22 protein-coding genes are annotated in these 25,913 nt (G+C 47.3%); 9 read left to right on the top strand and 13 right to left on the bottom strand.

What is annotated here, in order from left to right; all coding sequences use genetic code 11:
• Positions 1 to 172: 172 nt before the first annotated feature.
• Together ECHVI_RS22810 and scpA are read left to right on the top strand one after the other, a co-directional pair.
• Entirely contained in the window at positions 173 to 1,399 is a 1,227-nt protein-coding gene (locus tag ECHVI_RS22810; protein WP_015268373.1) for a methylmalonyl-CoA mutase family protein, read from the top strand.
• The gene (scpA, locus tag ECHVI_RS22805) at positions 1,396 to 3,453 is read left to right on the top strand and encodes a methylmalonyl-CoA mutase (RefSeq protein ID WP_015268372.1); all 2,058 of its coding nucleotides are present in this window, start codon (positions 1,396 to 1,398) and stop codon (positions 3,451 to 3,453) included. Before ECHVI_RS22810 ends, scpA begins: the two co-directional genes overlap by 4 nt.
• A 492-nt stretch (positions 3,454 to 3,945) precedes the next feature.
• Here scpA and ECHVI_RS22800 read toward each other — a convergent pair whose 3' ends face one another.
• From ECHVI_RS22800 to ECHVI_RS22755, 10 genes are all read right to left on the bottom strand, one after another.
• On the bottom strand, positions 3,946 to 4,266 hold the full coding sequence (locus ECHVI_RS22800; protein WP_015268371.1) for a 2Fe-2S iron-sulfur cluster-binding protein: 321 nt from the start codon (positions 4,264 to 4,266) through the stop codon (positions 3,946 to 3,948).
• Positions 4,267 to 4,281: 15 nt separating this feature from the next.
• Positions 4,282 to 5,286 (bottom strand): NAD(P)/FAD-dependent oxidoreductase, encoded by a 1,005-nt coding sequence (locus tag ECHVI_RS22795; RefSeq protein ID WP_015268370.1) that lies wholly within the window; start codon positions 5,284 to 5,286, stop codon positions 4,282 to 4,284.
• Between the two features lie 99 nt (positions 5,287 to 5,385).
• A complete protein-coding gene (locus ECHVI_RS22790; RefSeq protein ID WP_015268369.1) occupies positions 5,386 to 5,817 on the bottom strand; it encodes a MarR family winged helix-turn-helix transcriptional regulator in 432 nt (143 codons plus the stop codon).
• Between the two features lie 234 nt (positions 5,818 to 6,051).
• The gene (locus ECHVI_RS22785) at positions 6,052 to 7,065 is read right to left on the bottom strand and encodes an ABC transporter ATP-binding protein (RefSeq protein ID WP_015268368.1); all 1,014 of its coding nucleotides are present in this window, start codon (positions 7,063 to 7,065) and stop codon (positions 6,052 to 6,054) included.
• Positions 7,065 to 8,117 carry an iron ABC transporter permease gene (locus ECHVI_RS22780; RefSeq protein ID WP_015268367.1) on the bottom strand — a complete coding sequence of 351 codons (1,053 nt, stop codon included), beginning with the start codon at positions 8,115 to 8,117 and terminating at the stop codon, positions 7,065 to 7,067. The genes ECHVI_RS22785 and ECHVI_RS22780 overlap by 1 nt, the downstream gene beginning before the upstream one ends.
• Positions 8,118 to 8,126: 9 nt before the next feature.
• Positions 8,127 to 9,266: an ABC transporter substrate-binding protein gene (locus tag ECHVI_RS22775; protein WP_015268366.1), complete on the bottom strand. Its 1,140-nt coding sequence runs from the start codon at positions 9,264 to 9,266 to the stop codon at positions 8,127 to 8,129.
• Between the two features lie 110 nt (positions 9,267 to 9,376).
• A complete protein-coding gene (locus ECHVI_RS22770) occupies positions 9,377 to 9,928 on the bottom strand; it encodes a hypothetical protein (protein ID WP_041739209.1) in 552 nt (183 codons plus the stop codon).
• A gap of 77 nt (positions 9,929 to 10,005) precedes the next feature.
• Positions 10,006 to 11,259, bottom strand: coding sequence for an LVIVD repeat-containing protein (locus tag ECHVI_RS22765; RefSeq protein ID WP_015268364.1), 1,254 nt, complete (start codon positions 11,257 to 11,259; stop codon positions 10,006 to 10,008).
• 103 nt (positions 11,260 to 11,362) lie between these two features.
• The gene (locus ECHVI_RS22760; RefSeq protein WP_015268363.1) at positions 11,363 to 11,779 is read right to left on the bottom strand and encodes a nucleotidyltransferase substrate binding protein; all 417 of its coding nucleotides are present in this window, start codon (positions 11,777 to 11,779) and stop codon (positions 11,363 to 11,365) included.
• Positions 11,780 to 11,874: 95 nt separating this feature from the next.
• Positions 11,875 to 13,335, bottom strand: coding sequence for a S1C family serine protease (locus ECHVI_RS22755; RefSeq protein WP_015268362.1), 1,461 nt, complete (start codon positions 13,333 to 13,335; stop codon positions 11,875 to 11,877).
• 306 nt (positions 13,336 to 13,641) lie between these two features.
• On the opposite strand from ECHVI_RS22755, the gene ECHVI_RS22750 reads away from it, so the two are divergent.
• The 5 genes from ECHVI_RS22750 to ECHVI_RS22730 all read left to right on the top strand — a co-directional run bounded on the left by ECHVI_RS22750 (position 13,642) and on the right by ECHVI_RS22730 (position 21,310).
• Positions 13,642 to 14,808 (top strand): 1-deoxy-D-xylulose-5-phosphate reductoisomerase, encoded by a 1,167-nt coding sequence (locus tag ECHVI_RS22750; RefSeq protein WP_015268361.1) that lies wholly within the window; start codon positions 13,642 to 13,644, stop codon positions 14,806 to 14,808.
• A 3-nt stretch (positions 14,809 to 14,811) separates the two neighbouring features.
• On the top strand, positions 14,812 to 16,131 hold the full coding sequence (gene rseP, locus ECHVI_RS22745; protein WP_015268360.1) for an RIP metalloprotease RseP: 1,320 nt from the start codon (positions 14,812 to 14,814) through the stop codon (positions 16,129 to 16,131).
• A gap of 228 nt (positions 16,132 to 16,359) precedes the next feature.
• Positions 16,360 to 18,843 carry an endopeptidase La gene (gene lon / locus ECHVI_RS22740; RefSeq protein WP_015268359.1) on the top strand — a complete coding sequence of 828 codons (2,484 nt, stop codon included), beginning with the start codon at positions 16,360 to 16,362 and terminating at the stop codon, positions 18,841 to 18,843.
• A 185-nt stretch (positions 18,844 to 19,028) separates the two neighbouring features.
• Entirely contained in the window at positions 19,029 to 20,435 is a 1,407-nt protein-coding gene (gene hslU, locus ECHVI_RS22735) for an ATP-dependent protease ATPase subunit HslU (RefSeq protein ID WP_015268358.1), read from the top strand.
• A gap of 149 nt (positions 20,436 to 20,584) precedes the next feature.
• A complete protein-coding gene (locus ECHVI_RS22730; RefSeq protein ID WP_015268357.1) occupies positions 20,585 to 21,310 on the top strand; it encodes an SDR family NAD(P)-dependent oxidoreductase in 726 nt (241 codons plus the stop codon).
• 29 nt (positions 21,311 to 21,339) lie between these two features.
• Here the strand turns inward: ECHVI_RS22730 and ECHVI_RS22725 are convergent, their stop codons facing one another.
• Complete coding sequence (locus tag ECHVI_RS22725; protein ID WP_015268356.1) at positions 21,340 to 21,828, bottom strand: SixA phosphatase family protein; 489 nt, start codon at positions 21,826 to 21,828, stop codon at positions 21,340 to 21,342.
• Between the two features lie 84 nt (positions 21,829 to 21,912).
• Between ECHVI_RS22725 and ECHVI_RS22720 the strand changes: the two genes are divergently transcribed.
• Positions 21,913 to 22,104 carry a cold-shock protein gene (locus ECHVI_RS22720; RefSeq protein WP_015268355.1) on the top strand — a complete coding sequence of 64 codons (192 nt, stop codon included), beginning with the start codon at positions 21,913 to 21,915 and terminating at the stop codon, positions 22,102 to 22,104.
• Between the two features lie 68 nt (positions 22,105 to 22,172).
• On the opposite strand, the gene ECHVI_RS22715 is transcribed toward ECHVI_RS22720, so the two are convergent.
• Together ECHVI_RS22715 and ECHVI_RS22710 are read right to left on the bottom strand one after the other, a co-directional pair.
• On the bottom strand, positions 22,173 to 22,460 hold the full coding sequence (locus ECHVI_RS22715) for a hypothetical protein (protein WP_015268354.1): 288 nt from the start codon (positions 22,458 to 22,460) through the stop codon (positions 22,173 to 22,175).
• Between the two features lie 8 nt (positions 22,461 to 22,468).
• A complete protein-coding gene (locus ECHVI_RS22710) occupies positions 22,469 to 24,175 on the bottom strand; it encodes a DNA polymerase/3'-5' exonuclease PolX (protein ID WP_015268353.1) in 1,707 nt (568 codons plus the stop codon).
• Between the two features lie 113 nt (positions 24,176 to 24,288).
• Between ECHVI_RS22710 and ECHVI_RS22705 the strand changes: the two genes are divergently transcribed.
• Positions 24,289 to 25,902, top strand: coding sequence for a transcriptional regulator (locus ECHVI_RS22705; protein WP_245553404.1), 1,614 nt, complete (start codon positions 24,289 to 24,291; stop codon positions 25,900 to 25,902).
• Positions 25,903 to 25,913 lie beyond the last annotated feature (11 nt).

Below are 25,913 nucleotides of genomic sequence, written 5' to 3'. Positions count from 1 at the left end.
TTTAGTGCGATGTAATACCAATTTGGAATATACAAAAATATTATGGGAATAAGAACTCAAATCTGCTAATAGCACTGGGAGATAGTAGGGGAATAAACAATAGGAATTTTGGACGAAATCCTTATTTTTAAAGTTGATAAGTTATCAGTTGTGACCAAACCCCATCCCCAATATGACCGATCATGATTTTTATGGCTTTTCTCCTCCTTTAAAGCAGGACTGGATTGACCAAGCCCTTAAAGATACCGGAGCAAAGCACTTTAATGAACTATTGGTGTGGGATGATTTTGAGCAAATAGAATACGCTCCTTTTTATACGGAAGAAGACAGCCATTCTTTTCCGCGTAAGATATCCGATAGCCGACAAATCCCAGAAAATCCCCAAAGGCATCAGTGGGAGAATGTTTCCAGTATCAACTTGGATACAGATCCTGCCGAAACCGTCACCAGGGTATTGGGGCTTGGAATTGACGGAATAGTGGTCCAGTGGTCTGGAAGTGGTAATCTGGATGACCTTTTGCCCGACCTGCAGCCAGAGTACCTGACCATCTGGCTCATGCCTATGGGAGAAGTGGATGAAACCGTAAGCGCTTTTCTTGAATGGGCAAGGAAAAAACTTCCGGATCCGCAAAAGCTCCGAGGAGGGGTGATTTGGGATGCCTGGGCTGAGAGTGGCCATTCAGGGGGCTCGAAGCAGCAAGTTGCGGCTCAGGTCGTTTGGCTTCATTCTGTCACAAAGGATTTTCCCGAGTTCAAGGGGCTATGCCTGGACTTCTCCTACTACCAAAAAAAAGGTTTTAATGTATCCGAAGAGCTTATCTTGGGATTGGGGGTGTTCATAGAGGTGGTGGATGTACTGACCGAAAAGGGTTTTTACCTTAAGGAGGTGGAGGGAAACTTGTTTGTCTTTTTGGGGATCGGCAAGGATTATTTTTTGCAAATAGCCAAGCTAAAGGCCCTCAGAATTTTATTTGAACAGTTGACCAGCCTTTATTCTGGGGGAGCGGGAGAAGGGGGGAGGTTTTCAGTGCAGATATTTTCCACCACGGGAATGGTCAAGCGAGAGGAGGCGGATGTTTATAAGAATATGGTAAGGAATACGATGGAGGCCATGATGGCCATTCTGGGCGGTACACATACCTTATGGGTCCAAGAACATACCGAGGACAAATCATCTGTATTTCCCAAGAGGATAGCCGCTAACATCTCCAATTTGCTGCAATACGAAAGCCATTTTGACCGACGAGGAGATGCCACGGAGGGAACCTTTTACTTGGAGTATTTGATGGATACCCTTTTGGCAAAAGTAAAAAAAGGACTTTTGGAGCAGGAAGCTGTTGGTGGATGGTATGGGATGCTGCCAAGGATTGCCGAGGCCCGTAAAAGCAGTCAGTTATGAGACCGGATTTGACCAAGTTATCCCAAGCCGAGCCATTCATGGAAGCAGCAGATCGTCCAAGGCCCGATCATGTTCGGTATGCAGCAGGAATCGCCCCTTTTCTTCGGGGGCCATACAGTACCATGTACTTGACTCGGCCTTGGACATTGCGACAATATGCCGGTTTTTCTACAGCGGAGGCTTCCAATGCATTTTATAAAAAGAATCTTGAAGCTGGCCAAAAGGGACTTTCTGTGGCGTTTGACCTTGCTACCCACAGGGGCTATGACTCAGATCATCCGCGGGTGCAGGGCGATGTGGGAAAGGCAGGGGTGGCCATAGATTCTGTGCTGGGCATGAAGCTGCTTTTTGACGGCATCCCACTGGATAAAATGTCTGTGTCCATGACGATGAATGGTGCTGTGATTCCCGTTATGGCGTTTTATATTGTGGCGGCTGAAGAGCAAGGCGTTCCGTTGGATCAGCTGAAGGGCACCATCCAAAATGATATTTTGAAGGAATTCATGGTGCGCAATACCTATATCTATCCCCCGGAGCCTTCCCTCAGGATTATCGCCGATATCTTCGCTTTCACGGCCAAAAATATGCCTGCCTTTAATTCCATTTCCATCTCGGGCTATCATATGCTTGAGGCAGGGGCCACCCCTGAGCTGGAACTGGCCTATACCTTGGCAGATGGGCTGGAATATGTGCGGACTGGCCTAAAGGCTGGTTTGGCCATTGATGATTTTGCGCCAAGGTTGTCGTTTTTTTGGGGCGTGGGGATGGATCACTTTACCGAGATCGCCAAGCTCCGGGCGGGAAGGTTGCTCTGGGCAAAGTTGATGAAGGAATTTAGACCAACCCATCCAAAATCCCTAAAGTTACGTGCCCATTGTCAGACATCAGGTTGGTCATTGACCGAGCAGGACGCGTTTAACAATGTGGCCAGGACCACCATTGAGGCGTTGGCGGCGGTGATGGGGCATACCCAGTCATTGCATACCAATGCATTCGATGAAGCGTTTGCCTTGCCAACTGATTTTTCGGCGAGCATTGCGCGCAACACACAGGTGATCCTTCGTGAGGAATATGGCCTTCGGAAGGTCGTGGATCCTTGGGGAGGGAGCGTTTTGCTGGAGGAGCTGACCGAAGACTTGGTGAAGAAGGCTTGGGCGCATTTACAGGAAGTGGAGAAAATGGGAGGAATGGCCAAGGCCATCGAGGCAGGATTGCCCAAGCAAATGATAGAAGAAGCCGCAGCCCGCAGACAGGCCAAGGTGGATCAAGGTAAGGAAATAGTGGTGGGGGTAAACCGTTTCTTAGTGGACGAGGAGGAAGATTTTGATATTCTGGAGGTGGACAATGAGGCAGTGCTGAAACAGCAGCAGGCCAGGCTTTCCCAGCTCAAGAATGATCGGGATGCAGCGGCAGTTGCCCGAAGCTTGGAGGCGATTACCCAGGCGGCCAAATCAGGAGAGGGGAATTTGTTGGAATTGTCAGTAGAAGCTGCTCGAGAAAGAGCTACTTTAGGAGAAATATCAATGGCTATGGAAAAAGTGTATGGACGTCATCGTGCAAAGAACCAAGTAGTTTCAGGAGTCTATTCTTCAGAGGCTGGGAATGATGAGTTGTTCAAGGAAGCGCTGACACTAACGGCAAGGTTTGAAAAACTGGAAGGGCGAAGGCCCCGGATCCTGATTGCCAAGATGGGCCAGGACGGCCATGACCGTGGGGCGAAGGTTATTGCCTCAGGAATGGCGGACATGGGGTTTGATGTGGATATTGGCCCTTTGTTTCAGACACCCGAAGAGGTGGCCAAGCAAGCAGTGGAAAACGATGTCCACTTGGTCGGAGCCTCTTCACTGGCTGGTGGACACAAGGTACTCATTCCCCAACTGATCATAGCACTGGAGGAAATGGGGCGGCCTGATATTTTGGTGGTGGCAGGAGGTGTCATTCCTCCGCATGATTATGAATTTCTAAAAGAAAAAGGTGTGCTGGAGGTCTTTGGGCCAGGGACGGTGTTGACCAAAGCGGCCATTCGGATAATGTCGGTTCTAATAGAAGAATAAGAAAGAAGCTTGGAAAAAGTACTTGATACATGGTAAATATGTTCTTTGCTACCTTTGGTTGCTGTTTGGTCGCGGATGAACGATAATAAACACAGATAGGATGCTTAAGAAATGGCAAATCCGTGTTATTGTGTATGATGTAACCTCGAAAGTTAGCCCCGAAGGGGCGGCACATTCCTAGCCATGGGTGAAGCCCATGGTAAATTAACCCAACCAACGTTTTCCGTTTTAGCCGCATTGACCGCCCTATTCTCCATAACTTCCCGCTAAAACCCGTTCGTGCGGATGGAGGAAAACCATCGTTTTAGCGGTTTGAAATTTTCTTTCATAAGAGCCAAAAATCATCCTGCCAGAAATATTGCTTGATCCCAGGCTAGTGCTGAAAGGGCATCAGGTCAATGGCTGTTGGGGAAGCCCTTTATCTTAACGGCGTAAAAATAAAAAAGGCGAACCAAATGTAATGGTTTGCCTTTAGATAATGTTGATTTTTATTTATTGGTCTTCTCCTCTTAGCTTGAAGACGGCTCCTTCCAGTTCGTCGCTGATCCTGATTTGACAAGCAAGCCTGCTGGTGTCGTACATTTCTGGCAGGGCCTCCAGTTGGTCGAGTTCCACATCCGTGGCTTCTCCCAGACCGTCTTTTCCACCAAGTACTTCCACATGACACGTGGCACAAAGTGCCATGCCGCCACAAGTGGCCAAAACAGGATACTCGGAAGCTTTCAAAACTTCCATTAAGCTCAGCCCCATATCATCCGGAGCTTCTATCGGCTGACGGTTGCCGTCGTGATCTTCTACTTCAAATGTTACCATACCGCAAATTTACAATTAAAATGCATTTACGCCATTAACCGTGGTGTATTTAAAGCTTAATTTTTGATCCGGATAGACATATTTAAATGCGCTGTGGCACATCAAGGCTGCTTCGTGGAACCCACAAAGGATCAGTTTTAGCTTGTTTTCATAGGTGTTGATGTCGCCCACGGCATAGATTCGTTCTACATTGGTGGAGTAATCTGTCGTATCAACTTCAATAGCGTTTTTATCGATGTTCAATCCCCATTCAGCAATTGGCCCCAGTTTTGGACTAAGGCCAAATAGAGGAATTAGGTAATCGGCGTCCACGGTGATTTCTTCCTTGGCTTTGTTTTTCATCGACACGCTCTGAAGGTGGCCGTTGCCTGAGATTTTAGTCAGGTTTGAGCTTAGGATAAGGTCGATTTTTCCGTTATTGGCCATGTCAAATACCTTGGCAGCAGAATCAGGAGCTCCTCGGAAAGTTTCGTTTCTGTGCACCAACGTTACTTTTTCAGCGACATCCGAAAGGAAGATGGTCCAGTCCAATGCAGAGTCCCCACCACCGGCTAGGATGACTTTTTTGTCACGGAACTGCTCAGGGTCCTTCACCATATAAGTGATGCCCTTTCCTTCGAAGTTTTCCAGGTTCTCCAAAACAGGCTTTCTCGGTTCGAAACAACCCAATCCGCCGGCAATGACAATGACCTGTGCGTGGACCTTGGTCTTGTCACTGGTGGTGATCACAAATGAACCGTCATCTTGCTTGGCAAGGTAATCCACACGCTCACCTAAGGTAAAACTAGGATTGAACGGTTCGATTTGTTTCATCAGGTTGTCCACCAATTCCTGAGCCTTTACCTCAGGATAGCCCGGAATATCATAAATAGGTTTCTGCGGATATATTTCAGAGAGCTGCCCCCCTACCTGTGGCAATGCGTCAATCAGGTGACAACGCATTTTCAACAAACCTGCTTCAAATACAGTGAATAATCCTACAGGTCCTGCTCCGACGATGCAAATGTCAGTTGTTATCATGGTAAAATTATGTAGTTACTTTCCTTAAGTGATTGGAATTGTTCGGTTTTCCGTGCAAATATAAAGAGGAAAACAGGTAATTCCATGTTTTATTTAAAACTATTCTAAATTAGTGTAGATCGTATTAAGAATCCGCTTGAATTCTTCAAAATCCTTTTGGCCCAAGTTTTCCCAAGCTTTTTCCCGAATGCCGCTTATTTTGGGCTTGAGCTCCGCTACTTTTTCCTCTCCTGCGGTGGTAAGCAGCAGTTGGAAACTCCTTCGATCTTCAGGGTGCTGCACTCGCTGGACATACCCCTTCTTGCATAGTATGTCGATAATCCTGGTCAAGGTAGGTTGATCCTTGAACACCAAAGTGGCCAATTCCGTCTGGCTTAAAGCCTCGTTTTCGGCCAAGTGCTTAAGCACAAGCCATTGGTCCACGGTGACATCAAAATCCCCTACCTTAAATTTTTGCTGGGCGTATTGCTTTACCCTTCTGGCGGTCCTGTCCAGCAAAAACGAATATTGACTAAATTGTTCTTTTGTCATCGCAATTATTAGTATGACAAATATAAAGGAAAATTGTTTCAAGAAAAATAAAACCCTATAAAAAAGATAGGGTTAATAGTTTTTGGTTGTAAAATGGTCAGGATAAGCCTTTAAGAAACCATTTTTTCAGGAACAATAGACGGTTTGTTATTTTGTGGTTGTCCCGAGGAAATTGGCTTATCGGGGCGGTACTATACCGCTTTATGGGCTGGTGCCGGGCATCATGCTATGTGCTTAAGAATGGCTGTCGCTGTCCAAGCGTTCATGGAGTCGTGAAATGACCGACTGAATATCATGCACCGTTTCTGTATAGCCATCCCCTGTAATGCCAAAGGTTGGTGGGGCATCGGTGACATTGATAACAATGCGCTGGGGAAGGGTGATTCCATTTTTAAGCAGGGCAAGTTTCAGCCATTGGACAAGGTGGGGAGGGCCTTGAATGTTGATAAGGTCCCGAGGGCTGGTGAGCCTGATTTTCCCCGTGTTCTTGTCAAAAGCAAGTCCAGATCCAGTGGTAAGCAAATTGATCTTGTCGGAAATGATCAGGTCTTCGGGCGTTCCGGTGGTCAAGGGCTCGCCACATTGCATGATCCACAGGTGGTCGGCAGTTTCTACGGCAATTTCCAGGTCATGTGTGACGACTAAAATGGATTTTCCCTGTCGCTTGGTGATTTCACGCAAGAGGTGCATGGTCTCATAGCGGTTGATGAGATCCAGATGGGCGGTAGGTTCATCCAGGATAATCAGCTGGCCGTCCTGGGCCAGCGCCCGTGCAATCATGACTTTCTGAAGTTGGCCATCACTGATTTCGCTGATCAGCTGATCTTTCAGGTAGAGGGTTTTGGTGGCCTGGAGGGCTTCTTTGATGATGTGTTGGTCCTCGGAGGAGAGCTTTCCCAGCCAGTTGGTAAAGGGAGTCCGTCCCAAGGCTACTAGTTGCTGTACCGTCAGGTTGCCGGCGGTGATCCTGTCGGTCAGGACGACGCTGATTTTTTGGGCCAGTTGCCGTGGGTGCTGTTGGTGTAAAGGGATTCCCGCAAAAGTAATGTCACCTGCCAAGGGAGGGAGTTGGCCCATGAGGGTTTTGATCAAGGTGGATTTTCCTACGCCGTTTGGCCCCAGCAGGCACGTGAGCTTCCCGGCGGAAAGTTGGAAATCAAGGTGTTCGCTCACCTTTAGGGGGTATTTTCCTTTTCGATATCCGATCGCGACGTTTTTTCCTTCCAGTATGTAATTGGCCTTGTCCATCAAAAATCACTAATAAAGTTTCGTTTCAAGATCAACCAGATCACCAGTGGAGCTCCAAAGAGCGAGGTGATGATGTTGACAGGCAAGGTTTCTGCAAATCCGGGCAACTGGCTGATGGCATCACTTACCAATAAAAAGGATGCGCCGATCAAGGCCGTGGCAGGGAAGAGTACCCTGTGGTCACTGGTCCTGAAGAGAATCCTTGCCAAGTGGGGTACGGCAATGCCGATAAACGCTATGGGGCCACAAAAGGCCGTTGCGCTTCCGGCCAAAATGCCGGTGCTCAAAATCATGGTCCATCGCAATGCACGGATGTTGATGCCCATGCTTTTGGCGTAGCGCTCTCCCATCAGCATGGCGTTATAGGATTTGATTTGGAGAATGACTGGGATAAGTCCCAGGACGGCCACTCCCGCAAACACTTGGAGCTGTCCCCCGCTGATCCCGCCGAGGCTGCCCATCGACCAGATGGTAAACAGCTTAAGGTCTTCCGCGTTGCCAAAATAGGAAAGGACACTTACTATGGCGCCCGATGCGCTTCCGAACATCAGCCCGATGATAAGCAAGGTCGCACTGCTTTTTACCCTCCAGGCGGTAAAGCTCATAAGGAGCAATATCAAGATGGCACCGACACTGCCGGCGATGATCACTCCCCAGATGCCCCAAGACAAATAACTTCCGGTGCTGTTGGTAAGCGACCAACCAAAAGCACTTCCGCCCAATATCAAAAGCGCCACACCTAATCCTGCTCCTGAACTGATGCCCAAGACAAAGGGACCTGCCAAGGGATTTCGGAAAAAAGACTGCATTTGGAGACCGCTGACCGAAAGTCCGACGCCTGCGACCAAGGCAGTAAAGGCTTTGGGAATCCGGTATTCAAAAAGGATGGTCTGCCAGCTTGCCTTGGCCATGTCTTTCCCGGTCAGGGCGTCCAGCACATCCCCAAGGGGAATATGGACAGAGCCCATGCTGATATTGACCAGAAACAGCACCAAAAGCAATCCGATCGACAAGAGCGTTTTTACAGCGATATGACTGGTTCCTTTTTCCAAAGACCGGGATTATTTTAGCTTTTGGTAAAAATAAGGTTCATAATCGGGGATAAGGCCGGGGTGGAAGATTTTTATCAAGTCTTTCAGGATGATATCCGGTCGTGTGTAGCCCAATTCGAAATACTCCAGGCCACCGGTAGCCCCCCGAGTGTTGGCAAATGTATAGACGTTTCCTGTTTGGAAAGCACTGAACTGGGTGTAGCGGGCATCGGCAGCGGCCATTTGTGCCAAGGAGCCAAATTCAGCGGTGCTGATCCAAATGTCTGCATTCAGTCCCTTGTCCAGTACCGTTTCATAGCTCAATTGCAGGCTTCCGGCGCTTTCCTGATCCTTGAAAATATAGTCGGCACCTGCATCTTCCAGAAAAATGGCTCCCCAGTTGTTGCCGGATGGGGCATACCAAATGTCACGGTACATGTTTCCGCTCAAAACAGTTGGGACAGCGGAAAAGGTGGTGTCCTGAACCGCTTTCTTAAGGTTGAGGTAGTTGCTTTTGATGTTGTCAAAATAGGCGGTTGCTTCCTTGAGCCTGCCCGTTAATGCTCCGGTGAATTTGATCCACTCCGCCCTGCCCAAAGGGTGCTGTTCGACATAGTCGCCATTGATGACAGCCGGGATGTTGGCCTTGCTCATTAGCTGCAAGTCCTTGAGGTTATCGCCAAGGGTGGATATCACCAGTAAGTCAGGGGATAGGTCAATGATTTTCTCGGTATTGTATTGTGCACCACTTCCCAGCTCGTCTACCGTCCCCTCATCGATGCGCTTTCGGATGGGCATGGAGGAGATCAGGTCGAGGTTTGGAAAGGCAATGAGGCGGTCGGGGATCTCCAGTGCGACCAAATGGGGCACTTGTGTGGTGGAGGTCAAGATGACCGTTTGTACATCCACTTCAATGACCGCATCGTAGTTTTCTTCAGGCACTTCAATGGTAGTATCTTCTTTCACCAAGTAACGAAAGGGTTGGTGGTTACCGGGGAATCCCTTGGAGACTTCCACTACTTTGTACCCCGCTCCTTGATAGAGGTCAAAGCCTACGGCATAGTCTAACGTTATTTCTTGTAGTTCAGCGCTGCCTTTTTGTTCCTTTGGGCTGCTGCATGCCCAAGTGAATAGCAGGGCGAATGCCAAGAAGAGGGGTTTTCTCATCATGGAATATCAGGAATGAAGTGTCGGCCATTTATGAATTGAAAATGGAAATGGCTTTTAAAACTTGCAATTATCCTTCAAAAATAACCTGCCACTTTTTATCTGCCAACTAATTAGAAAAATACTCCCAATCTTATAGATGCCCGATTAAAGATGAATTTGTCCTGATTGACCGATCGGTATCCATCTGGAAGTCCATTTTCAGTAGCGGTGTTGGTGGGGTCGAGGACTCCTGTGTATTCATAAAATATCTGCCTTTTGTAGCCTGCGGTAAGACTGATTTTGGCTTTTCCGCCCGTTTTCATCAGTAAACCGACGATAGGGTTAAATAAAAACCCTCCCTCTGTCCAGGCGGTGTCCGTATCCTTTTCGAAAATTGGGCTTCCCAATCCGATGTCCAGACCAAATAAGGTGGAAAATTTGGTGTCTGAGGGAACCTCTCCTCTTGCGCCAAGAGCGAGAGGGATAATCTCGATTTCTTGATAGGTATCTACCCCAGTGGTGAATCCCAGGCTTAGCCAACGGTTTGCTTTTACGCCGTTAAACGTTTGGAACGTAAAGGAAGTGTGCGGGCCAATGGCTTGGTTGTTTTGAAGGAGGCCTATTTCGGTATGGTTTGAGAAAGGAAGTGACTGCGCACAGCCACTTCCTTTGAAAAAAAGCATTATCACCAAAGTTAAAACAGTCCAACTAATAGCCTTAAAAGTAAATTTCATATTGTGCCGGTTTAGCGCAGAGGATTTTATTTGATTGTGATGGTACTCAGTTGTTTGAGTTTGCTGGGAGTACTGTAATCGTATTGTGTGATGACACTGTTGCCAATGACGATAAGCGATTTGGGGCCTGGGATGAGGTCAAAGGCATTCAGCCCTTTCAGGTGCTCCAGTTGGTTTTCGTCAATTTTCAGGACATCGGATACATTAAAGCTCTTCAGTCCGTATTCGCCTTCACAAACATAGAGGTAATCTCCCGCTAGGCCCAAGCCGTGAGGATTGTCCATTGGGTAGGACTTGAGCAGTTTTGGCAATGATGGATCGGTGATGTCCAGTACTTCCAAAAGGTTCACGCCTTGCTGGCAAAAGTTACCGGATCTTAGCGTGACAAAGGCATAATCATCATTGGCGACTACCGGGTCACAACTGGTAATGTGCGAGTAAACCGATAGCTGCTGCGGGGCTGCAGGAACCGAGATGTCATAAATGTGCATGCCTGTAGTGGAGCCAATGAAAAGTTTGTCTTTAAAAGGAAAAATGGTTTCTATTCCCCAGCCCAAAGGGATTTGCTTGACAAATTCCGGATCGGCCTTATCGGAGATGTCAAAGAGCCGAAGTTCTGAATCGTCCACGGTGTACAAGTGTTCATTGGCGAGGGTAAACCGGGCCATACTGCCGCCCTGGCCATAATTGCCCTGTCCACCACCGGCCTCTGCATTGGAAAAACTCATGGCATCCAGCCATATTCCTCCTCCTCCCCACCTTCTGATGGGGTCTTTTGAGGTGATGACAGTATCTTTATAATACGTGAAGGTTTCCGCTTCCTGATCGATGTAAAAATTGGTAAAAACGTCCTCTTCGCGGTTGACCAGCGAGATGTCGCGCGGATCACTGATGTCAAAAGACAACAAGTCAATATAGCTGTCGGCATAAAGGATGTTGTCGTTTATGGCCAAATCCGCTGCGCCTGGAATTTCTATGAAGCTGATATTCGTTGGATTGGCAGGATTGGTGTTGTCGATGACATGGATGCCCTTGTTGGGCTCTCCGATGAACAGGAAATCATTGAAAATATAGATTTTTCCTTTTCGATTGATGTCACGCGGGCCGACAGGGCCGACGTACATGTCCCTGAAAACTTCCGTTTTGATGGATACAGGGATTTTGGCCTGATAAGTATACGTGCTTTCTACTTGGTCCTGACAAGAATTAAAGCCTACGGCAACCACGAAGATAAATAAGTAGCGGAGGAATGCTGATGATGAGCGTAATGGTGTTTTCATGGCTTAAATATGTTAGGTTAAAAATCCTTTTTCACCCAAGACGTATCCCCTTGATAATGTGCTACAGCGGGCAAGAAAAAAATGATAAAAATTTCAAAAACACTTATTGGTCCAATGCCATTTTCATCTTTTTCTCGAAATTTTCGAACAGGTGAATGTAATTTTTCAAAATGTTCTGGGAGACATTTTTGTGAACGTCTTCGGTATAGACAGGGGTCGCTTTGATGCGACAGATGATCATGTCCAGCCAACCTTTGCCGTCATCGATCAACTCTTCGTTAAAGGCATCCAGGGTAATGTCCCTGGAACCGCTGTAGGGAGGCCTTCCTTGTTTACGGAAATATTCGGACATGGCGTTCAGGGCCAGTTCATGCGTCAGCTCAAATGATCGGTGTAGGTGCTGTTCGTTTTTGGGGTTAACTCCTCTGAGGTTGATTTCCTCGATCACCTCCTGTAATTCCGAAAGTGAATCCTGAAAGTTGTTGAAGCATTGCTCACAGTTTAGCGGTTGTGTTTTCATAGCGGGTGTCCTTTTTCTAAATCTACAAAAATCTAACAAAGAAAGCACCGAATTTAACCGGTGCTTCCCAAATTTAATTTCTATCTAAATTACCGCTACCTGACGCTGTAGGATTGTCGGAATACCCTTCCCCGAGGGGTGATGCCTTCCAGTACCAGTCGGCCGCTGTATTCTTCCAAGAAAGTGCCGATTTCGTCCGGATCTTCTGCCGGTTCCCCATTTACCTCAGTGAGAATAAAGCCATTCCCTAGCCCCAGTTCACTGAGGTATCCTCTGGTGAGGGCGGTGATTTTGACACCATAATCAATTTCATAGCGGTCTTTGTCCACTGTATTTACCGCTTCCAGTTTTGCTCCCAGCAAAGCAGAAGAGAAAAAGGCCTTTTCGATCACCCCAGTGCCTCCTTGAAGGTTTTGAAGGGTGATGTCTGCCCTTTTTTGCTTGTTTTCACGGAGGTACCGTAGGGTGACTTGGTCCCCAGGGTAGTGATAAGATAAGGCCTCTTCAAAACTGCCTTTGCCATTCACTTCGGTGTCGTCGATGCCGATAATGATGTCTCCGACTTCCATGCCCGCTTTTTCTGCTGCGCCATTGCGGATAATATGGTTTACGATCACGCCGTCCAATGATTCGAGCCCCATTTTTTCGGCGATTTCAGGGGTGATTTCTTCCGTGCTCACACCGGGAATGGCCTTCTGCACTTCGCCGTAGTTGATCAGGTCATTGGCGATTTTGGCAGCGATGTCCACCGGGACCGCAAAGCCATAGCCGGTATAGGTCCCCGTTTTGGAAAGGATGGCGGTGTTGATGCCGACAAGTTCTCCATTGACATTGACAAGGGCCCCTCCGGAGTTGCCGGGGTTAATGGCCGCATCCGTTTGGATAAATGATTCCAAAGGAAAATCACCTCCGAGGATATTGATTTGCCGCTCCTTGGCAGAGACGATCCCCGCAGTAACCGTAGAGGTAAGGTTAAATGGATTGCCCACGGCGATGACCCATTCACCGATTTGGAGGTCTCGGCTGCTGCCTTTTTTGATGGCGGGGAGGCCTTCGGCATCGACCTTCAGCACAGCAATGTCCGTATTTGGATCTGTGCCGATTAGTTTGGCTTTATAGGTTTTTTTCTGATGGATGACTTCCAAGGTCTCGGCATCTTCTACGACGTGGTTATTGGTGATGATGTACCCGTCTTCACTGAAAATGACCCCTGATCCCGTGCTTACCCGCTGGGGACTTCCGCCCTGTGGACCAAAGAAATAGTCAAATATGCTGTATCTTCGGTAGTCAGTGCCCGAGAAGTTTTTGATGAACACCACCGATTCGGTACTGCGTTCCGAGGCTTCCACAAAAGACACCGGCAAACCATTGGCCTTGCCACTGGTAGTGGGGGCATTTGATTCGGTGAAATTATTGATTTGATGAGATGTGAATTGCGTGTCGGCCGATGGATGCCCTGCAAGCGAAAGATCAGTCAAAAAAAACTGCTGATATGTCCAGGCGCCAAGCAGTCCGGCTACAAAGGCCAACATGAAAGTAGTGAAGCTTTTTTGCATGAGACGTATGGTTATAAGGTTAAGTTATCGTTGCGTTTTTTGGTCAATTTACGCTTAAATCTGTTTTTCGGTCATCGCTTTAACAATTTTTAATAAATCCAGTGCGATGGATCGTTTTGGCTTTATTTTGGAAGTTAGGGTATAAGAAAAATCAGGCCAAAGCAATGCCAAAGTACCTCAGGCTGAAAAAGTGGCAAAAAAACCGAGGAAAAGTCTTTGAAGCTTGTAAATTTGTCAGCTTATTGAGATAGGTTTGAGTACCTTGGTGCGGGTCTTCGGCCCTTGCCAAGGAGAAAAGAGACATCAATGTCAAATAAAAAACGCGTGGCCCTATTGGGTTCTACAGGAAGTATTGGCACACAGGCACTAGAAGTGATCAAAAGCCATGCGGAGCATTTTGAGGTAGAAGTATTGACGGCCCAAAACAATGTGGACTTATTGATCCAGCAAGCCTTGGAGTTCCAGCCAAATGCTGTAGTCATCGCCAATGAATCACACTATGCAACGCTTAAAGAAGCATTAGAACCTCATTTTATCAAGGTTTATGCCGGAGAACAGGCGTTGGCACAGGTGGTGGAGATGGATACTATTGACGTGGTGCTAACGGCTTTGGTAGGCTATTCGGGGCTGTTGCCGACCATCAGTGCCATCAATGCAGGAAAGCAAATTGCCTTGGCCAACAAGGAAACCTTGGTGGTGGCAGGTGAACTGATCACTGACCTGGCCAAGAAAAAAGGGGTGAACATTTATCCCGTCGATTCAGAGCATTCGGCCATCTTCCAATGCTTGGTCGGGGAATTTCATAATCCCATTGAGAAATTAATCCTGACGGCGTCGGGAGGTCCTTTTCGTGGGAAAGACCGCTCTTTCTTGGAAACGGTCACCAAAGAACAGGCGTTAAAACATCCCAACTGGGACATGGGGGCCAAGATTACGATCGATTCAGCTTCCTTGATGAACAAAGGCCTGGAGGTGATCGAGGCGAAGTGGCTTTTTGGTGTTCGTCCGGCACAAATTGAGGTGGTCGTACATCCGCAATCCATTATCCATTCGTTAGTACAATTTGAGGATGGAAGCATAAAGGCACAACTTGGGCTGCCGGATATGCGTATTCCCATTCAATTCGCCTTGACATATCCGGACAGGTTAGTGTCCGAATTTCCGCGATTTGACTTCATGCAGTATCCTTCATTGGATTTTGAGAAACCCGATTTGGAAACTTTTAAGAACCTCCAATTGGCTTTTGATGCATTGGAGAGGGGAGGGAACGCTCCGTGCGTCCTCAATGCGGCAAACGAAGTAGTTGTGGTTGCATTTTTGAGGGATCAGGTAGGATTTCTGGAAATGTCGGATATCATTGCCGAAACCATGGCCGCTGTCGATTATGTGCAGTCTCCAAAATTGGAGGATTTTGTCGCTACCGACAAGATGGCAAGAGTGAAAACAGAAGAATTAATAAAGATTAACAAGTAATATATGGATACTTTGATTATGGTAGGCCAGCTTTTGCTGGGGCTATCTATTTTGGTGGGCTTGCACGAGGGAGGCCACATGCTGGCTGCCAAAATGTTTGGGATGCGTGTGGAGAAGTTTTCAATTGGATTTCCTCCCAAAATCATCGGGTTTAAGTACGGAGAAACAGAATATTCCCTGGGAGCGATTCCTTTGGGCGGTTTTGTGAAAATCTCGGGAATGGTCGATGAGTCCATGGATACCGAGCAGCTTTCTTCCGAACCCCAACCATGGGAATTCAGGGCAAAGCCCGCTTGGCAGCGATTGATCGTGATGCTGGGCGGAATTATCGTGAATGTCATTACCGGGGTGTTGATCTTTATCGCGTTGACCTATGATCGTGGAGAGACGTATTTCTCCCGGGATCAGGTGATCGAGCACGGTATAGTGGCTTATGATATCGGTAAGCAAATAGGCTTCCAGGATGGAGATAAGGTGTTGGATGTCAACGGTCATACCTACCAAAGTCTTTCCGACCTGTCCAGTGGTGACGTGTTGTTGAGCGAGAACGGTTATTATACCGTGGAGCGGGACGGCAAAATCATCCAAATAGATATTCCGAGAGGGTTTATCAATTCCTTTTCCAATCAGGAGGCCATGTCCAATTTCATTGATATTGGGTTGCCCTTTGTAGTGGAGGAGTCCTTTAAAGGGACGCCAGCTGCTCAGCTAGGCTTGGAGAAAGGCGATAAGATTGTGGCCGTGAATGGAGAACCGGTCAGGTATTTTAATGATTTTCACCAGAAATTGGAAGACCATGCAGGGGAGCAGATCTCCCTGGCCTATGAGCGGAGCGGAAGCATGCTGGAAGGACAAGTGGTCATTCCGGAAGACGGTATGATAGGTATTCAGGTAAATTACCTGATAGAGCCGGTAAGGAAACAATATAGCCTCAACGAATCCATCGTTAAAGGGACCGAAAAGGCCTTTAGCGTAGTCATCGTCAATGCGAAAGCCTTGGGCAAGATGTTTACAGGGGAGGTTTCTACGAGAAACGTCAGTGGTCCGATCGGCATGGCAAAGATTTATGGCAGCCGTTGGGATTGGGTGAAGTTTTGGAGCATCACGGGACTGATTTCCATGATCCTGGCCTTTATGAACCTGCTGCCTATTCCGGCGCTGGACGGTGGCCATGTGGTGTTTTTACTCTATGAAATGATCTCGGGACGGAGCCCTTCCGAAAAGTTCCTTGAAAATGCCCAAAAAGTCGGTATGGTATTATTACTGGCGTTAATGGTCTTTGCGATAGGAAATGATATTTTGAAATTGTTTACAGGAGGGTAAATGCCTTTCCTGAACATCATAAAATTCAAAAGGGCAAAATTGATTTTGCCCTTTTTTGTGTGGTGGAAATGTAGCAGATGTACAGCAGATAAAATAAAAAACCTGCCAATTTGTACCTTTTTTTTTATTGGCATGTCCATTGAGTTGAATAGATAGGCCTAAAAAAGAAGAAAGGTCAGGTTTATATTGTAAATTTAACTATGACAAAATAACAGTCATTCTGTATATATGAAGAAAAACGATAGTTCCTTATATCAGTCTTTGATCGTGGGAGATTTTGCGGGAGAAGGAGATTTGATACAATTGATCACGGATGATGAGGAAGATGAGCAGGCGAGACTCGAAAATTATGCTGAAGATATTCCCATCCTATCGGTACGGAACACCGTGCTGTTTCCAGGGGTGGTGATTCCCATTACCGTGGGAAGACAGCGATCCATCAAGTTGGTCAAAAAGGCCCATAAGGGCGATAAAATGATTGGGGTCTGTGCACAGATCAATCCAAACAATGACGATCCGGGCTGGGATGATATCTATCATGTCGGTACCATTGCGAAGATCATTAAAATGATCGTTTTGCCGGATGGCAATACTACCATTATCATTCAAGGAAAGAAACGCTTCAAGATCCGTGAGACGATCACGGAAGAGCCTTATTTTCAGGCCAAGGTGGACTATTTGGATGAAACGTTCCCTGAGGGCAATAAGCAGATCACTGCCCTCGAAGAGTCCCTTAAGGAGGCTGCCGCTAAAATATTGCAGTTAAATCCTGAAATTCCTCGAGAGGCGCAGGTGGCCTTGGACAATATTGACAATACCGCATTTCTGACCCATTTTCTTTCCTCCAATATCAATGCGCCAGTAGAGGCCAAGCAAAAGCTGCTTGAAATCAACGACGGCCTGGACCGGGCCACGCTGCTGCTGGAGTATATGATGAAGGACATCCAGATGCTGGAATTGAAGAGTGAAATCCACAAAAAGGTCCATACCGATATTGACCAGCAACAGCGGGATTATTTTCTGCGCCAGCAGATGAAAGTGCTTCAGACGGAATTGGGCGAAGAGGGCCCTGAAAAGGAAGTCGAGGAGCTCCGCCTGAAGGGAAGAAAGAAAAAGTGGCCGGAAGAGGTAGGCAAGCATTTTGAAAAAGAGCTGGATAAGATCCTTCGCGTCAATCCATCGGCGGCAGAGTATCCCATCGCGCTGAATTATGCAGAGTTGATGGTGGATTTGCCCTGGAATGAATTTACGAAAGACAACTTTGACCTGAAGCGGGCCAAGGAGATTTTGGACAAGGATCACCACGGCCTTGAAAAGGTGAAGGACAGGATCATTGAATATTTAGCGGTCCTCAAGCTTAAGAATGACCTGAAGGGGCCGATTTTGTGCCTCTATGGCCCTCCAGGAGTCGGGAAGACCTCGTTGGGGAAATCCATCGCCAAGGCCTTGGGAAGAAAATACATCCGGATGTCCCTTGGCGGGATGCACGATGAGGCCGAAATCCGTGGCCACCGGAAGACTTACGTGGGAGCCATGCCCGGTAAGATCATCCAAAACATGAAGAAAGTACAGACATCCAATCCCGTTTATGTGTTGGATGAGATCGATAAATTGAGTGCTGATTTTAGGGGAGATCCATCTTCAGCATTTTTGGAGGTGTTGGATCCCGAGCAAAACAGCTCCTTTGTGGACAATTACCTTGAAGTGGAATATGATCTTTCCAAGGTGCTGTTCATCGCTACGGCCAACTCCCTGGAGAGCATCCAGCCGGCACTCAGAGACCGGATGGAAATCATCGAGGTGACCGGGTATACGATGGAGGAAAAGGTGGAAATAGCCAAAAAGCACTTGATTCCGAAACAACGGAAAGAACATGGGCTGAAGGCCAAGGACATCAGCTTTGACAAAGCAGCGATCGTAAAGATCATAGAAGGCTATACCAGGGAATCCGGTGTGCGTAGCCTGGAGCGTCAGGTCGGTACGGTCATCAGGAATGTGGCCAAATCCATTGCGATGGAGGAGGATTATCAGAAGAAAATCACCCCTGAGATGGTCCGAAAGATCCTTGGCGGCGAAATGTTCGATAAGGAAATCTATCAGGACAACAGTGTGGCCGGTGTCGTGACCGGTCTGGCCTGGACTTCTGTTGGGGGCGAAATTCTTTTTGTGGAATCTTCGCTCAGCAAAGGAAAAGGTAAACTTACCCTTTCAGGGCAGCTGGGGGATGTGATGAAAGAATCGGCCATGACAGCCATGTCCTATTTAAGGTCTAAAGCCGATCAACTGAACATTGACAGCAGGGTGTTTGACCAGTATGACCTGCACGTTCACGTGCCGGCCGGGGCGGTGCCAAAAGACGGCCCTTCTGCTGGGATCACCATGTTGACTGCTTTGGCTTCCCTGTACACGCAGCGGAAAGTAAAAGCGAAACTGGCCATGACCGGTGAGATTACCCTTCGCGGAAAGGTAATGCCCGTGGGTGGCATAAAAGAAAAAATCCTGGCAGCCAAAAGGGCCGGTATCAAGGATATCATCCTCTGTAAGCGCAACCAAAAGGATATCGAAGAAATTCATGAGCGCTATGTAAAAGGAGTGAACTTCCATTTTGTGGACAATGTCAATGAAGTCCTGGAACTGGCGCTGCTAAACCAAAAGGTGGATCATCCTATGAAATTTACCTTTGAGGATAACCAAAAATCAGTACAAGCCTGATAAAAATATCGGCGGGACAGGCAGCTCTGTTCCGCCGATATATTTTTAGTGGCATATCGTTTGACAATCAACAGCGGGAAGTTAAGCTGAACTTTCACTTGGCATAAATGTTTTTACAGAAGGTACAGCAAACGAAATGAATGTTAACCACGAAATCAAATTGGATTTCTTGATCAGAGCAGTTTATGAAAGCAATTAATCATTTGACACCAAAGCAAATCGTCCACGAACTGGACAAATATATTATAGGCCAGCGCGACGCCAAGAGAAATGTGGCCATCGCCCTGCGAAACCGTATCAGAAGAATGATGGTCAAGAGCGATCTCCAAAAGGATATTGTTCCCAATAATATCCTGATGATCGGTGCCACAGGGGTGGGGAAGACCGAGATCGCCCGAAGATTGGCCAAGGTGGCCAACGCGCCTTTTACCAAAGTGGAAGCCTCAAAGTTTACCGAGGTAGGATACGTGGGCAGGGATGTGGAGAGCATGGTCCGTGACCTGGTGGAGCAATCCATCAATTTGGTCAAGGAAGCCAAGAATGAAGAGGTGAAGGAAAAGGCCGCCGAAAATGTCGAGGATGTCCTGTTGGATATTCTTATCCCCCCGGTCAAAGCCCCAGGTTTCAGTACCGGCAGAAGTACCTCGACCTCCAGTAATGGTGATTTTGATCCGGAAAAAGCTTCCGAGCAAGAGCTCAATGAAAAAACCAGGGAACGGTTCAGGGAGAAACTCAGAAATGGCGAACTGGAGGAACGCAAAGTGGAGATAAACGTCAAGCAGTCCAACCCTGTGGGCGTAGGCATGATCGGTAATGGCATGATGGACGACGCCAGCATGGCCGGGCTTCAGGATATGCTGAACGGAATGATGCCCAAAAAGACCAAGAAACGGAAAGTGACCATCGCCGAAGCGAGAAAGATCTTGATGGAAGAAGAAGCGTCCAAGTTGATTGATTTTGATGAGGTCAAAGAGGAAGCCATTCACTTGGCAGAGAACAATGGCATCATCTTTATCGATGAGATCGACAAGGTGGCCAAGAGCAGCAAAAGCGGAAATGGCCCTGATGTAAGCAGGGAAGGTGTACAGCGGGATTTACTCCCCATCGTGGAGGGAAGTGCCGTCAACACCAAATACGGCTTGGTGCATACCGACCATGTGCTGTTTATTGCAGCAGGTGCCTTCCATGTCAGCAAGCCGTCAGACTTGATTCCTGAATTGCAAGGACGTTTCCCGATCCGGGTGGAGCTGGACAACCTGACCCAAGAGGACTTTAGCCGAATCCTTAGAGAGCCTAAAAATGCCTTGACCAAACAATATCAGGCACTTTTTGGAGCGGAAGATGTGTCCCTGGAATATACCGATGATGCCATAGAGGAAATCGCACGCATTGCCTTTAAAATCAACGAAGATGTGGAAAATATCGGTGCCAGAAGACTGCACACGGTGATGAGCCATCTGTTAAATGACTTTTTGTTTGATGTGCCGGATACCATTGAGGCCAATTCAAAGATAATGGTGACCAAAGACATGGTAGGCGAACGGTTAAGTTCACTGGTCCAAAACAGGGACCTGTCACAATATATCCTGTAGATTTAGCAGGAGGGAGTCAAGAGGGTATCCCACATCGAAGCGATCCCATGGTGCCAATTCTGTGCATGTGATGGGATCGCTTCTTTGTTAGTGTCTATGGCTGGCAAATACCGTGAATCGTTAAGATCAACCATAAAATATCAGCAAGCATGAAAAATCTCTTCATTTTAACCGGATGTAGCAAAGGATTGGGCAAAGGCCTGTTGGATGTCCTTGTGGCAGATACCAATAATATGGTGGTGGGAATTTCGCGTTCATCCATGGATTCTTCTGTTAATTTTAAGCATATTACGCTTGACCTGGCCGATGTGGAGGCATTGCCCCAGAAGCTTGGCGGGATTTTTCCGCAGGGACGTTTTGAGCGGGTCGCTTTGATCAATAATGCTGGGTGGATAGGGGAAATAGCGCCTGTTGGCAGCTTGGAACCCCAAAGTATAGCGAGTATATACGCCATCAATGTCGTAGCACCGGCCATATTGATGAATGCATTTGTCCAAAAATATGCCGATCAGGACATTCAAAAGACCGTGGTGAACATCTCATCCGGGGCGGCAGCCAAAAACATGGATGGCTGGTCAGGATATTGCAGTACCAAGGCGGCCCTAAACCGAATGACGGGTGTGGCGCAGGAGGAAAGTGATCTGAAAGGATACGGGATCCGGTATTTTGCGCTTTCACCAGGGATTGTGGATACGCCCATGCAGGAAACCATCCGTTCGGCAAAGCCATCAGACTTCAGCAATGTGGACAAGTTCAAGTCCTTTAAAGCCAACCAAGAACTGACCACTCCCGCTGCGGTGGCCGAGAAGGTGCTGTACCTACTGCATCATGAAGGGGAGTTTGAGGGAGTGCTGCAGGATGTAAGGAAGTTCTAGAAACGATTCTCAAACAACCTTCTTGGCATCTACTGTTTTTTGGGATAATCCAGAAACCATTCCGTGGCGTTTTTGGTGTCGATTTCCTTCCAAGCATCCACATCAAATCTAAAAGCAAACTGACCACAGGTGGGGAGGTTGTCGATCTGCCCGCCCAAGTGGACGATTAGGTCATTAAAACCAGGATTATGACCAAAAACCAAAACCGTTTTATTGCCTTCAGGAGTGCCTTGAATGGCCTTTAGGATGGTGCTGGCCGAGGCATGATACAGCTGGGAAGTCAGGACGACCCTTTCCTTGGGGAAGTGGAGGTTTTCGGCTGTGATGAAGGCGGTGGCTTTGGCCCGCTCCGCATCAGAGGAGACGAAATAATCCGGTGAAATACCTCTTATTTTAAGCCTTTGAGCCATTCTAGGGGCATCTCGTAAACCTCTTGGAGCAAGTGGTCTTTGGTGATCATCCATATAAGGATCATCCCATGAAGACTTGGCATGTCTACAAATAATCAAATTTTTCATTGTTAAAAGATACGAAAATCAGTTTGATTTTTAGGTGGAATTTTATAGTTTGTTGGTTCATTTAACCACTAACAATTAATTATTATGCTTACCGGAAAAGTGAAATTTTATAATGAAGCCAAAGGATTCGGTTTCATTATTGATGACGAATCTCAGAATGACGTCTTTGTGCATGCCACAGGTTTGGAGGAAAAAGTCGTCCAAAACGACAAGGTGTCATATGATGTGAAAGAAGGAAAAAAAGGATTGAACGCTATAAATGTGAGAAAATCGTAGTATTTCAGTCATTTTTTAAATGAAAAGGGAGTCTTGTTCGGAGGCTCCCTTTTCTGTTTTTCAGGGAGTTATTGAAGCATAAAAAACACCAAAGCTGCTCCCAGGACGATGATCATGCTTTTTGCCTTGTTCTTGGGCTCTTCAGGGATTTTTCTCATGCGAAGGACATACACGGCAATGCTCAGAGCAAATAGCTGTGCGAGCAGTCCAAAGCCATTGAGGAAGACCAGTTTTTGAGGGTCAAAGACAGCCAAGGCCATATTGGCCAGCGGAACGATGCATAGGATAATGCCTATCATACCGATGAGGAAGCACTGCTGTAGCAGCTTACTAGGGTCGCTGTTCATCCAACTCATAAATGCGATTATTTTTTGATGTTTTCTTTTCTTTTGTCAAAGTATTCCCCGATTGCTTGAACGCCCATGGCATTCAGGGTCATGGCTTTGGTAAGTCCTCCCTTGCGGCCTGTCAGGACACCGTATTTCATGTGAAAATAACCTTTTTTCTCATGAGCGTCCGGGTTGATGGAAAGCATGACTTCTTTATCCATGGCATAGTGCACCCATCTCCAGTCCAAGTCCAAGCGCCACGGATTTGCATTGATTTCGATGACCACCTTGTTTTCTGCACAAGCGTCAATGATTGCCTTATGGTCCACTGGATAGCCTTCTCTTCTGAGCAGCAACCGGCCGGTAGGATGACCGAGGATGGTGGTGTAGGGGTTTTCGATGGCTTTGATCAGTCTGGCAGTGGCTTTTTTACGGGTCATGCTCAGGCCGCTATGGATCGATGATACGATAAAATCAAAGGAGGCCAATACCTCGTCAGGATAGTCCAGGCTGCCATCCACCAGGATGTCGCTTTCGATCCCGCTGAAGATCCGAAAGGGGGCCATCTCTTCATTGAGGCGTTTGATTTCCGCTTGCTGCTCGACCACCTTGTCAATGTCCAGTCCGCCCGCATACATGGCCGTCCTGCTGTGGTCGGAGATGCCCAAGTACTCATAGCCCAGTTCTTGGCAGTAATCGGCCATTTCCTTTAGGGTATGTTTGCCGTCACTGTAGGTGGAATGGTTGTGTAGAATTCCCTTGAGGTCTTTTTCCTCCAGTAAGACCGGTAGTTTGTTTTCTTTGGCTAGGGCGATCTCAAATTGGCCCTCGCGCAATTCGGGGACCACATAGGCCAGCCCTGCTGCTTTGTAGGCGGCCTCTTGGCTTTCAAATTGTCCTGCTTTAAAATAGCTGCCCAAGGGGGTGCCATCTTCCAGTGGGGCCAACAAATGTGCACGACTGGCGCTGCGCAGCAATTGTTCATTTACAAAAGTGCTCGGAGAAGTGACAAAGATGACGGCACTAAGGTCCCTCTCTCCCAGCTTTCCCCGCCACGTGAAGGGGCTGGATGTTTTCTTGTCTTGCTGAAGGGGTTTCAGTGATGAAAGCTTCTTGAAAACTGCTTTAGGATCCTCGCTCTTGATCAACCATTCCACTTGTTCGATGATTTCGTTTTTACGCGAGTAGGCTCCCGTAAGTGAAACGGCATCATCGCCAAACAGCTGAACCAGGTCATCATGAAGGGTTTCCACGGCCTCTTCCACATCGGCATAATGCCATTTGCCTTGGTTAGAGGCCATAAATTCAAGGGACTGGATAATGCTTTCCTGTGTCTTTTTACCGAAGCCTTTTATTTTGGCCACTTCCCCTGATTGACAGGCTTCAAGCAGTTCATGCACGGAGGTGATGTGGAGCGTTTTCCAGAGTGTTTTTATCTTTTTGGGACCAAGTCCTTTGATTTCCAATACTTCCAAGAGTCCTTTTGGGGTTTCTTTCAGCAATTCCTCCAAATATTCATGGGTGCCGGTTTCCTGCAGCTGCACGATGACTTCTGCAATGCTTTTGCCGATGCCGTTGATTTTTTGAAGGGCTTCTTTGTCGAGCTTTTCCAGGCTGATATTACCTTGGTCGATGGAGTATATGGCGGAAGTATAACTTCTGATCTTGAAGGTATTCACCTCATGTAGCTCCATTAGCTGAGCGGTGAGTTTGAGGATTTTGGTGATGTTTTTATTGTCCAAAGCTTCTGTCGGTTTGGGTTTGTTACAGGGACAAATGTCCGTAAATAATGTTTTAAAATAAAATACTTAGCCTTATCTTAAGGTACAATCAAGTTAGAAATATGAGGATAGAAATGAATAAATTCATAGGGTTATTTTTTCTGATGGTCGTATTGCCCGTTGTTGTGGTGGCCCAGGTACAGTTCACGAACCGGGCAGAGGTTCCTTCTGAATGGGACGATCGTGATTACCTGGTTTTGCCGACCAGGGACGGTACCATAGCCTTTCGCACCAAAGCGGCCAAAGGATTCAGTCTCGAACAGCGGCTCCAGTATTTTTTCACCGATCGGGACCTACGTGGTTCCAAGGTGTACGAAGTACCCGTGAAAGATTATTTTGACCTGATCGGGTTTGACCTGGATGAGGAATACCTGTATACCCTTTTCCAGAAAGGTGAAAGCTATGCCAATGAGAAGATTGTCTATGAAATCAACCTGACCAACCACCGGGTGAGGGAAGTGAAATTGGAGAATATCCTCGAAATGGAACTCCAGGAGTTTTTGATCATGGACAAAAAGGCCATTTTAATGGGGATGATGGATTATCGGCCGGCCATTCAGCTGCTGGATACAGAAACGGGCAGTGTCCTTACCGTCCAAGGAATATATGCCAACGAGGTGAGTATTCTACAGCTAAGAAAGGATCCGGTGCTGAAAGTATTTGATGTGCTGGTGAGCAAGCGGGACCGTTATAAGAAAAGGAGCCTTTCTATCATGACCTTTGACTTGGAAGGAAACAAACTGCGCGAAGTAAAAGTGGAACCGGAAAACCGGCCCGACTTGGAGATTGTCGAGGGGATCTTGACGTCCATGGATGATTACAGTCAAGTGTTGATAGGCCCTTACGGGCAAAGAAAACGCGATCCCAATATGGGGGTGTATTTTACCAGGATCAATGAATTTGGCGAGTATGAAAACCGGTTTTTGACCTTGGCGGATTTTCAGCATTTTTATAATTACCTTCCGGAGAAGCAAAAGGCCCGTCGGGAGCGGAAGCTGGCCCGGGATATTGAAAAGGAACGGGACCTTGTCCTTCCCAATACCTTGGTCACCAGGGAAATTGTGGCGGGTAACAACTACTTTTTGGTATACAATGATTATTACCTGACAAGTTCGGGGAGGTTTTCTCCCCGGGATATGATGTACAGTAGTGATTTTTACCGCTATGCTCCCCTGAGCATGCGTAACAGGGTGGTTCCTGGTGGTTATCCCTGGGACTATCCCGGTACCGATGTGATGTCCAACAACGAGTACAAATTTATGGCAGCCCAGTTTTTACTGTTGGATGAAGAAGGGCAAATCCTGTGGGACAATTCCCTTTCCCTGAAGGACGTCACCACTACCAGTCCCGGTAAATTTGGAGAAGTCAGTTTTGATGGAAGCAACTTGTTTTACCTCTATTTGGAGGACGAAAAATTGCAGCTCAGTTATCTCCATAATGGTGAGATCGAGCTGGAAAATGAGCCGGTGGAGCTTGCCTTGATCGATGAGGAGGAGCGGATCAAGGACACCCAAGGGGAAAGCCTTTCCCTTAGCTGGTGGTATGGCGATTATTTTTTGCTCTCAGGAAAGCAGCGAATCAGGTATTTGGGGGATTCGGGCAAAGAAGAGATCAGGGAAGTGTTCTTTTTGACCAAAATCCAGGCCAATGCAAGCTTGATTCCTGAAGAGGAAGCCGAAGAAGAATAGGGTTACGAAAG

It is taken from the genome of Echinicola vietnamensis DSM 17526, assembly GCF_000325705.1.
GTDB lineage: Bacteria > Bacteroidota > Bacteroidia > Cytophagales > Cyclobacteriaceae > Echinicola > Echinicola vietnamensis.
Note: the sequence above shows the minus strand (reverse complement) of the source record. Positions and strands in the feature narration are given on the sequence as shown.